The 2,841-nt window shown below is 67.8% G+C and carries 3 protein-coding genes; all 3 read left to right on the forward strand.

All coding sequences use genetic code 11. From position 1 onward, the window contains the following. The first annotated feature begins 129 nt into the window (after positions 1-129). The 3 genes from ASE78_RS12095 (at position 130) to ASE78_RS12105 (ending at position 2,722) form a co-directional block, all read left to right on the forward strand. On the forward strand, positions 130-1,458 hold the full coding sequence (locus ASE78_RS12095; RefSeq protein ID WP_082467196.1) for a glycoside hydrolase 5 family protein: 1,329 nt from the start codon (positions 130-132) through the stop codon (positions 1,456-1,458). 182 nt (positions 1,459-1,640) lie between these two features. Next, entirely contained in the window at positions 1,641-2,429 is a 789-nt protein-coding gene (cobA, locus tag ASE78_RS12100) for a uroporphyrinogen-III C-methyltransferase (RefSeq protein ID WP_056497524.1), read from the forward strand. After that, a complete protein-coding gene (locus ASE78_RS12105) occupies positions 2,426-2,722 on the forward strand; it encodes a DUF2849 domain-containing protein (protein WP_056497527.1) in 297 nt (98 codons plus the stop codon). Before cobA ends, ASE78_RS12105 begins: the two co-directional genes overlap by 4 nt. Positions 2,723-2,841: the final 119 nt, after the last annotated feature.

The raw sequence follows: 2,841 nt of genomic DNA on the forward strand, positions 1-2,841 counted from the left end.
CTCCCTGTCAGGGAGGGGAGCAGATTGAGACGGCATTTCATCGAATGTCGCTTCGCCCCGACGAAGATGGTTGCGAGCGCCGCCGGTTGCGATAGAAAGGAATAAGAAAAACAAATAGGGAGATGAGCCGTGGTCGATCGTCGTTCCGTCCTTGCGGGCGGGCTGGTTCTGGCGGGATGCGCCGCCACCGGACAGACCCCGCCCGGCACCACGGCGGCCCGACCCTTCATTCGCCGCGACGGTATGCGGCTGATTCAGGGCGACAGGCCCTATCGCTTCGCCGGCGCGAACCTGTGGTATGCGGCATGGCTCGGTGCCGATGCGCCTTACGGCGACCGCGCCCGCCTGTCGCGCGAGCTCGACCGGTTGAAGGCGGCGGGCGTCACCAACCTGCGCATCATGGCATCGGCCGAGGAAGGTCCGCTCAACAATTCGATTAAGCCGGGTTTCCGCACCGCCAACGCCGATTATAACGAAACGATGCTCGCCGGGCTCGACTGGGCGATGGCGGAGATCGCGCGGCGGGGGATGACCGCCGTGCTGTGCCTGACCAACTTCTGGGAATGGTCTGGCGGGCTGATGACCTATCTCAGCTATGTCGGCGAACCGTGGATCGACATGGGCGACCCCAAGCATCCATGGCCCGAATTCCCCAATTCGAATTCGCGCTTCTACGGCAATGCCCGCGCGGTGGCGCTCTACCACGCCTATGTCCGCGCGGTCGTGACGCGCACCAACCGCGTGACCGGCAAGCCGTACCGCGACGATCCGGCGGTGATGGCGTGGCAGCTCTGCAACGAACCGCGCCCGGCGGGTGATCTGGCGCATGCGAAGCTGCCCGACTTCTACGGCTGGGTCGACGGCACCGCCCGCCTCATCAAGTCGCTCGACGCCAATCATCTGGTGTCGACCGGCAGCGAAGGGTTGAAGGGCAGCCTTGAGCAGACCGACATCGTTCGCACCGAACATGCGTTCGATTCGATCGACTATCTGACGGTCCATGTCTGGCCGAACAACTGGACCTGGGTCGACCAGAAGGACCTGCCCGGCACCTATGCCCGGGGCGAGACGCTGGTCGAGGACTATGTCCGCAAGCACATCGCCATCGCCCGCGATCTGAACAAGCCGATGGTGATCGAGGAATTCGGCTATCCGCGCGACGGCGGCAGCAACGATCCGAAAGCATCGATCGTCTACAAGGATCGCTTCTACCAGTTGCTCCACCGCCTCGCCCTCGCCGACGCGCAAAGCGGCGGGCCGACCGCCGGCACGAACTTCTGGGCATGGAACGGCGAGGCGCGGACGAAGAACGCCGACTGGCGCTTCCACCCCGGCGACCTCCAGTACATGGGCGACCCCCCGCACGAACCGCAGGGCTGGTACGGCGTGTTCGACACCGACGCCTCGACACTGGCACTGGTCGCCGCGCAGGCAAGGGCGATGCAGGCGATCGGGTGACGATTTCGTCATTCCCGCGCAGGCGGGAATCCATTGCCGCCGACGCTCGTGATAGCACCGCAGCGTCAGCGCATATGGATTCCCGCCTGCGCGGGAATGACGAAAGCAGGCAAAGAATCCCTACCCGTCCCCCAAGCAAGCGTCGGTTGCGCAAACCCCGCCCGGCCCGCATCTATTCCACCATGGCAAGTCTACTCGATCCCACCGCGCGCGGGCGCGTCATCCTCGTCGGCGCCGGGCCTGGCGATCCGGGCCTGCTGACCGTGCGCGCGGTCGAGGCGCTGAAATCCGCCGACGTCGTCGTCCACGACGGGCTGATCGACCGCCGCGTCCTCGACCATGCGCCCGCCACCGCGCAGCGCATCTCGGTCGCCAAGCAGCGCGCGCGCCACACGCTGCCGCAGGAGGCGATCAACGCGCTAATCGTCGCCCACGTCAAGACCGGAGCGATCGTCGTCCGGCTGAAGGGCGGCGATCCGTTCATCTTCGGTCGCGGCGGTGAGGAGGTTGAGGCGGTCCGCGCCGCCGGCCTCCCCGTCGAGGTCATTCCCGGCGTCTCGGCCGCGCTCGGCTGCGCGGCGGGGGCGATGCTGCCGCTCACCCACCGCGACTGGTCGTCGGCGGTCAGCTTCGTCGCCGGCCAGTGCAAGGGCCTCGCCGAACAGGACTGGTCGGGCCTCGCCGGACAGGGTCGCACGCTGGTGATCTACATGGGCGTCGCCACCGCCGAGGCGATCGCCGACAAGCTGATGGCCGACGGCGTCGCCCCCGACATGCCGGTCGCGGTGCTGGAGCGCGGCACCTATGCCGACGCCCGCGCGCTGCGCACCCTGCTCGCCGATCTGGGGCCGATGGTCGCGCGCGAGCGTGTCGGCAGCCCGGCGGTGATCGTCGTCGGTGAAGTGGTGCAACTGGCCGATGCCGAGGACAAGCTCGGCGCATGGGCCACAGCAGCGGAGGCAATGGCATGAAACTGCTGACCGGCAACGACCTGCCCAGCGGCGACGTGACGTGGTGGACCGGGACCGACTGGTCGCGCCATGTCGAGGATGCCACCGACGTCGGCGAGGATGGCGAGCGGATCGCCCAGGCGGAGGAAGCCGCCCGCCGCGTCAACGTGCCGTACGTGATCGACGCGGTGGCGACCCCCGACGGCCCGCGCCCGGCGCATATCAAGGACCGTATCCGCGCGCTCGGCCCCACCGTCCGCAACGACCTGACGCTCAAGCCCGCCGACCGCGATGCCGGCGCGTGGGTCATTTGAACCTTCCTCGCCAAGCGAGGAGCCTGTCTGAAAATTCGCGGAAGCGCGAATTTCGAGGCGGTGCCGGCCCGCTCCCCCTCCCGGCCACCCATCGAGGGTACGCTGTGGGTGGCCGGGAG

This window comes from Sphingomonas sp. Leaf25 (assembly GCF_001421635.1).
Taxonomy (GTDB): Bacteria; Pseudomonadota; Alphaproteobacteria; order Sphingomonadales; family Sphingomonadaceae; genus Sphingomonas.